Origin of the sequence: Actinocrinis sp. (genome assembly GCF_035938995.1) — a bacterium.
GTDB lineage: Bacteria > Actinomycetota > Actinomycetes > Streptomycetales > Catenulisporaceae > DASZGI01.
In genome coordinates, this window is record NZ_DASZGI010000068.1 from 1 (window position 1) to 5,520 (window position 5,520).

A 5,520-nucleotide genomic window follows, 5' to 3' on the forward strand; every position below is an offset into this window, starting at 1 on the left:
GGGATGCTCGCTGGCCTGGAGCCAGGTCTTCGCCTGGGCACCCTGGTGACACCCGTGACGTTCCGCGCGCCCGGGATCTTGGCCAAGACCGTGGCCACGCTTGACGTACTGAGCGGCGGACGATCGTTCTGCGGCATCGGAGCCGGCTGGTGGGCGCGCGAGCACGCAGGGTTCGGCCTGCCATTTCCGCCGACTCGGGTCAGGTTCGACGAGCTCGAGTCGGCGATCGAGACGCTTCGCGCCCTGTGGCAGCCCGGCACCGGGCAGTACCGCAGCGAGCGGGTCTGGCTGCCGGAAACCACCTGCTACCCGCGGCCTGTGTCGCGGATCCCGGTCATCGTCGGCGGCGGCGGCGAGAAGCGGACGCTTGCCATCGCCGCCAGGCTCGGCGATGGCTGCAACCTTCCCTCGGACATCAGCACGCTGGACCGCAAGCTTGCCATCTTCCGCCAGCACTGCCTGCAGGCCGGGCGTGACCCAGCGCAGGCCGAGGTGACCGTGCTCGACATCCCGGTCATCGGGCGCGACCGTGAGGATGCCGCATCGATCGTGGAGCAACTGCGCGGCAGGACTACTGCCGCCGCCTTCTCCCAGCGCCACCACGCCGGCACTGCCGACGACCACATCGGCCGCTACCGGTTGCTGGCTGACCGCGGTGTGAAGACCGTATTCGTCTCCCTCCCCCACCTGACCGACCCCGAGGACGTCCTGTGCCTCACCCCGCTTGCCGCCGCCTTCGCCTGAGCACCGCGCACTCGAGACAGGCGCCCGGATCACCATCCGGTTCCGGTCGCCAGAAGCACGAATGCCCGGTCGGCCGCCCTGCCAGGCGGCTTGGCCTCAGCTCACATGTCCCGTTACAAGGGCGCTGAACTCGATCGAGAGGACGAATACCCCCACTGCGGGTCCGATGACGGCAACGATCCGGAAGGTGCGCCGGAGCCGGTTTTCGTCGGCATAGCGGGCACGAGACGACGCGGTCCGCAAGAACGTCCGCTGATACCACGGACGCTGGTACGTCAGCCAGCATCTGTGCGTGTAGCTCGTCAGGGTGCCCCGGTAGTCCGTCACCAGTAGCGCTGTTACGACTGACCAGATGATCCCGCTGAGCGTGAGGACAGCGAACTGGAAAAGCGTCTGATCCGACAGTTGCATGACCGTTCCATCATCGTTCAACAGCAGCCGCTGGTACAGCTGTGCATAGCGCAACTGCGCTTAACGCACCCAACGCACCCGTCTCCCTATCCTGACTGAGCCTCTCCGTTTGTGCAGCTCACGTGCTGGAAGATCGGAATTCAAGAGGCGCTTCCGTGGAGATGATGAACATCACCGGCATCACTACCGGGGAGGGCTTGTTCGGCCCAGATGGTCTTGCCGTGCGGGGTCTGGCGGGTCCCCCAGCGCTGGGTGAGCTGGGAGACAAGAAGCAGGCCGCGTCCACCCTCGTCGAGGGCGCGGGCCCGGCGAAGGTGCGGGGCGGTGCTGCTGCCGTCCGAGACCTCGCAGATGAGCGTTCGGTCCCGGATGAGACGCAGCTGGATCGGGCTCTGGGCGTGCCGGATCGCGTTGGTGACGAGTTCGCTGACGATGAGTCCGGTGATGAATGCCGCATCGTCGAGGCCCCAGCCTGCGAGCCGTGTGGCCACCTGTTTGCGGGTGTCGGCGACGATGGCCGGGTCGGAGGGCAGGTCCCAGGTGGCGACCCGGTCGCCGTCCAGGGCATGAGTGCGGGCCACGAGCAGGGCGACGTCGTCCGCCGAACGGGTGGGGAGCACGGCCTTGAGGACATTGTCACAAGTGGTTTCTAGTGACGATTCCGGATGGGTCAATGCGCGGCGCAGGCGTTCAAGCCCGAGGTCGATGTCGTGGTCGCGAGACTCGATGAGGCCGTCGGTGTAGAGGGCGAGGATGCTCCCTGCGGACAGTTCGATCTCGGTGCTCTCGAAGGGCAAGCCGCCAAGACCGAGCGGCGGACCGGCAGGCAGGTCGAGGAAGCCGACGGCACCGTCCGGGGTGACGAGCACGGGCAGTGGATGGCCGGCCCGCGCCAGGGTGCACCGGCGGGAAACCGGATCGTAGACCGCGTATAGGCATGTGGCGCCGACATCGTTCTCCGTGTCGTCGCTGGCATCCGCATCGGCGGAGAGCGGGCTGACCAGGTCATCGAGGCGGGTGAGGAGTTCGCCGGGAGGCAGGTCGACGTCGGCGAGCGTTCGTACGGCGGTGCGCAGCCTACCCATGGTGGCGGAGGCGTGGATCCCGTGGCCGACGACATCGCCGACGACTAGGGCGACACGGGCACCGGAGAGCGGAATCACATCGAACCAGTCCCCTCCCACGCCGGCATGGGCACTAGCGGGCAGGTAGCGGCTGGCAACCTCTACGGCCGATTGTTCGGGGAGTCGTTGCGGCAGCAGGCTGCGCTGCAGGGCGAGAGCGGTGGTCCGCTCGCGGGTGTAACGGCGGGCGTTGTCGAGAGAGAGGGCGGCCCGGGCAGTGAGCTCCTCGGCGAGCAGCACGTCGTCATGCTCGAAAGGTTCCGGACGTTGGCCACGGACGAAGACGGCGACGCCGAGAGTGACCCCGCGGGCGCGTATCGGCACCGACAGGACCGAGTGGAGCCCGTACTTGCGGATCGTGTCCGCCCGAGCCGGGTTATGCCCGGTCGCCGAGAGGAACGTGGGATCGTTCACGCCGGTCAAAATCGCTTTGCCGGTGGCCAGGCAACGGGCCGATGGGAAGGATTCTGGATGAACGTCGACGTCCCCGGGTTTGACTACGGCCTCGGGGACACCCTCGAAGATGGACTGATGGGCGACGCGACGCAGCGCGACGGTGCCGGTGAGCGGCCCCGGGTCCGGCTCGTCGCCGCTGAGCACGGCCTCAAGCAAGTCCACGATAGCCAGATCGGCGAATAGCGGTACCACCATGTCGGCCAGTTCCTGGGCGGTCGTGGTGACATCCAGGGTGGTACCGATGCGGGTGCCGGCCTGGTTCAACAGCGTCAGCCGCTGGCGGGCAGCGTACTGCTCGGTGATGTTGAGCACCCCGATCCACACTGCCTGGGTCCGGCCGGCCTGATCCTTCAGGGGGGAGACAGAAACCGACCAGGCGCGTTCGCGGGCCTCACCCGGTACCCGGCGATAGGTCTCCCGGTTCGTCGGCTTGCCCGTGTCCAGCACCTGGCGCATGTAGCGCTCCAGTGACCCGTACTGGGGACCCGGCAGGACATCCGTGAGGCGCCGTCCGCGCAGCTCGTCTTCGGTGAACCCGAACATCTGGCACATGCGGTCGTTGACGCGGAGGCAGAGCAGGTTCCTGTCATGGATCGCCAGAGCGAACGGTGACTGGGTGAACGCCCAGTCCATGTGGGGCGCATCGGGCTGCGCAGGGTCGATTCCGGCCAGGGGCCGACGCTCGGTGAGAGTCACCAGGACCCATCGAAGACTGCCGTCGCGGCCCCGGCTCGGGTGTGCCAGTAGCTCCAGGTCCACCCGGCCGCCGTCCCTGCGCCGCAGCGAGACCTGGCCGTTCCAATCTCTCCGCTCGGCCAGGCACTGCCGAGCCGATGCCGGAAGGGCGGATGCTAGCAACGTGGCCGCCTGACGTCCCACTACATCTCCAGCGGCATACCCGAGCAACCGCTGGGCGCCTGCGCTCCACGCCAGGACGCTGCCCCGCCCGTCTACCACGGCCGTGGCTGTGTCGATTCCAGAGCCGAACTCCTCGCTGCCGTCTGGAGTGTATTTGCCGTAATTGTCCATCGCCGCGCGCACCGCCTCGCAGGAGCCCTCCCCATCGCAGGTCAGCGAGCATAACCGCCCACACGGTGTGTGCCAAAGTGCGACACATCGGAACGAGGCGTCCCGGCGAATTGCAGTGAGCACCGTAACGACGAAAGAGCAACATGGATCACACCAACCACATATCGGCGCCAGGGCCTGGCCTACGCTGCTTTGTCGTGCAGGAAACGCGTCTCGACATTGCCCGGATCCAGGCGGCTCGCCGGGTAATCAACCCGATCTTTCTCGACACTCCGCTGTACCGCTGCGAGGCGCTGGAGCCCGACCTCGGGTGCACGGTGAGCATCAAGCTCGAAACGGCGAACCCGGTCCGCAGCTTCAAGGCCCGCGGCACCGAGGTCGTCGCGAGCCTGCTCGCCGACAGAGGCGCGCGAGCCGTGGTGTGCGCCAGCGCGGGCAACCTTGGCCAGGCCCTCGCCTGGTCCGGTCGCGGCCGGGGGCTCGACGTCACCGTCGTGGCATCCCGCTTTGCGCCTGCGGCCAAGCTTGATCGCATCCGCGCACTGGACGCCCGCTTGGAGCTGGTGGACGGCGACTTCGACACCGCTCGCGAGCGGGCGGCGGCCGTTGCGCGGTACCACGGCATCCGGCTGGTCGAAGACAGCGCCGACATCGAGACTTGCGAGGGCGCGGCGACCATCGGCCTGGAACTGGCGGGCACCGTGCCGTCGTTCGACGCCGTCCTGATTGCCCTGGGCGGCGGGGCGCTGGCCACCGGTGTGGGTCACGTGGTGAAGGCCCGGGCGCCCGAAGCCGAGGTGATCTGCATCCAGCCGCTGGGCGCGCCGGCGATGACGCGCTCCTGGCGCGAACGGCGGGTCGTCACCACCGACTCGACCGACACCATCGCCGACGGCGTCGCCGGGCGGCGTCCCATCCCGGCCGTCCTGGACGACCTCCTCCTGGTCGCTGACGACGCCGTCCTGGTCCAGGAGGCGTCGATCATCGCCGGCATGCGGATGCTCCTCGACCACGCTGGCCTCGTCGTCGAACCGTCGGCCGCGCTCGGCATCGCGGCGATCCTCGAAGACCGTGACCGCTTCGCCGGCCGGCACGTAGCCACCATCGTGTGCGGCAGCAACGTCGACCTAGACGCCTATCACCGCTGGGTCGGCGCGGCTCCCATCCACAGGTCTTGACAATTGCTCACCGCGGCGTCCTCGTCGAACGCGAGGAGGCGGCCGCAGCCCGGCACACGCCGAGACCGGCCTAGGCCGGGCTCGACGCGACATTCACGACGCAGGGACGACGGCAGAACATGGACAACGGCACCCGCGACGAGCTGCTCAGTCGCCTGGCCGCGGCGGCCGGATCGGTCATGATCGCGCACCCGACGCGGGTCGCTGTCGACGGACCGCCCCCCGCCGGCAAACCAGCCGCGCGCAGTAAGCCCGGTCACGGAGCCGTCCGAAATCTGCTAGAAGTCCTCTCCGGGCTTGCTCCCCCGGTGGCAGCCGCCACCGCCTGAAGACCGCCGTTCGTCGACCTCTGTTCACCCTCCGTAACAGAGGTCAGGTGCCGACGTAGGCCGCGAGGTGCTCGCCGGTGAGGGTGGAGCGGGCGCGGACGAGGTCGGCTGGGGTGCCCTCGAACACGATCTGGCCGCCGTCGTGGCCGGCGCCGGGGCCGAGGTCGATGATCCAGTCGGCGTGCGCCATGACGGCCTGGTGGTGCTCGATGATGATGACCGACTTGCCGGAGTCGACGAGCCGGTCGA

The 5,520-nt window shown here is 68.4% G+C and carries 5 protein-coding genes and 1 pseudogene; 3 read left to right on the forward strand and 3 right to left on the reverse strand.

Features of this window, described 5'->3' with window-relative positions; all coding sequences use genetic code 11:
* On the forward strand, positions 1-744 hold a 744-nt coding region (locus VGZ32_RS04430; protein WP_326884511.1), incomplete at its 5' end, for an LLM class flavin-dependent oxidoreductase.
* A 96-nt stretch (positions 745-840) separates the two neighbouring features.
* Here the strand turns inward: VGZ32_RS04430 and VGZ32_RS04435 are convergent.
* Together VGZ32_RS04435 and VGZ32_RS04440 are read right to left on the reverse strand one after the other, a co-directional pair.
* The gene (locus VGZ32_RS04435) at positions 841-1,155 is read right to left on the reverse strand and encodes a hypothetical protein (RefSeq protein ID WP_326884512.1); all 315 of its coding nucleotides are present in this window, start codon (positions 1,153-1,155) and stop codon (positions 841-843) included.
* Between the two features lie 140 nt (positions 1,156-1,295).
* A complete protein-coding gene (locus VGZ32_RS04440) occupies positions 1,296-3,764 on the reverse strand; it encodes a SpoIIE family protein phosphatase (protein ID WP_349263480.1) in 2,469 nt (822 codons plus the stop codon).
* Positions 3,765-3,961: 197 nt separating this feature from the next.
* Here VGZ32_RS04440 and VGZ32_RS04445 point away from each other — a divergent pair, with 197 nt between their 5' ends.
* The gene (locus VGZ32_RS04445) at positions 3,962-4,942 is read left to right on the forward strand and encodes a threonine ammonia-lyase (RefSeq protein ID WP_349263481.1); all 981 of its coding nucleotides are present in this window, start codon (positions 3,962-3,964) and stop codon (positions 4,940-4,942) included.
* Positions 4,943-5,061: 119 nt separating this feature from the next.
* Positions 5,062-5,175: pseudogene (locus VGZ32_RS28580) on the forward strand (uridylate kinase); the annotation flags it as partial.
* A gap of 139 nt (positions 5,176-5,314) precedes the next feature.
* On the opposite strand, the gene VGZ32_RS04450 reads toward VGZ32_RS28580, so the two are convergent.
* Positions 5,315-5,520: hypothetical protein (locus VGZ32_RS04450; protein ID WP_326884515.1), on the reverse strand; the 206-nt coding region annotated here is incomplete at its 5' end.

What these genes read in the sequence shown, in the direction of transcription:
- VGZ32_RS04435 (WP_326884512.1), bottom strand. Translation starts at nt 1,155, where the DNA reads ATGCAACTGTCGGATCAGACGCTTTTCCAGTTCGCTGTCCTCACGCTC.
- VGZ32_RS04440 (WP_349263480.1), bottom strand. Translation starts at nt 3,764, where the DNA reads ATGGACAATTACGGCAAATACACTCCAGACGGCAGCGAGGAGTTCGGC.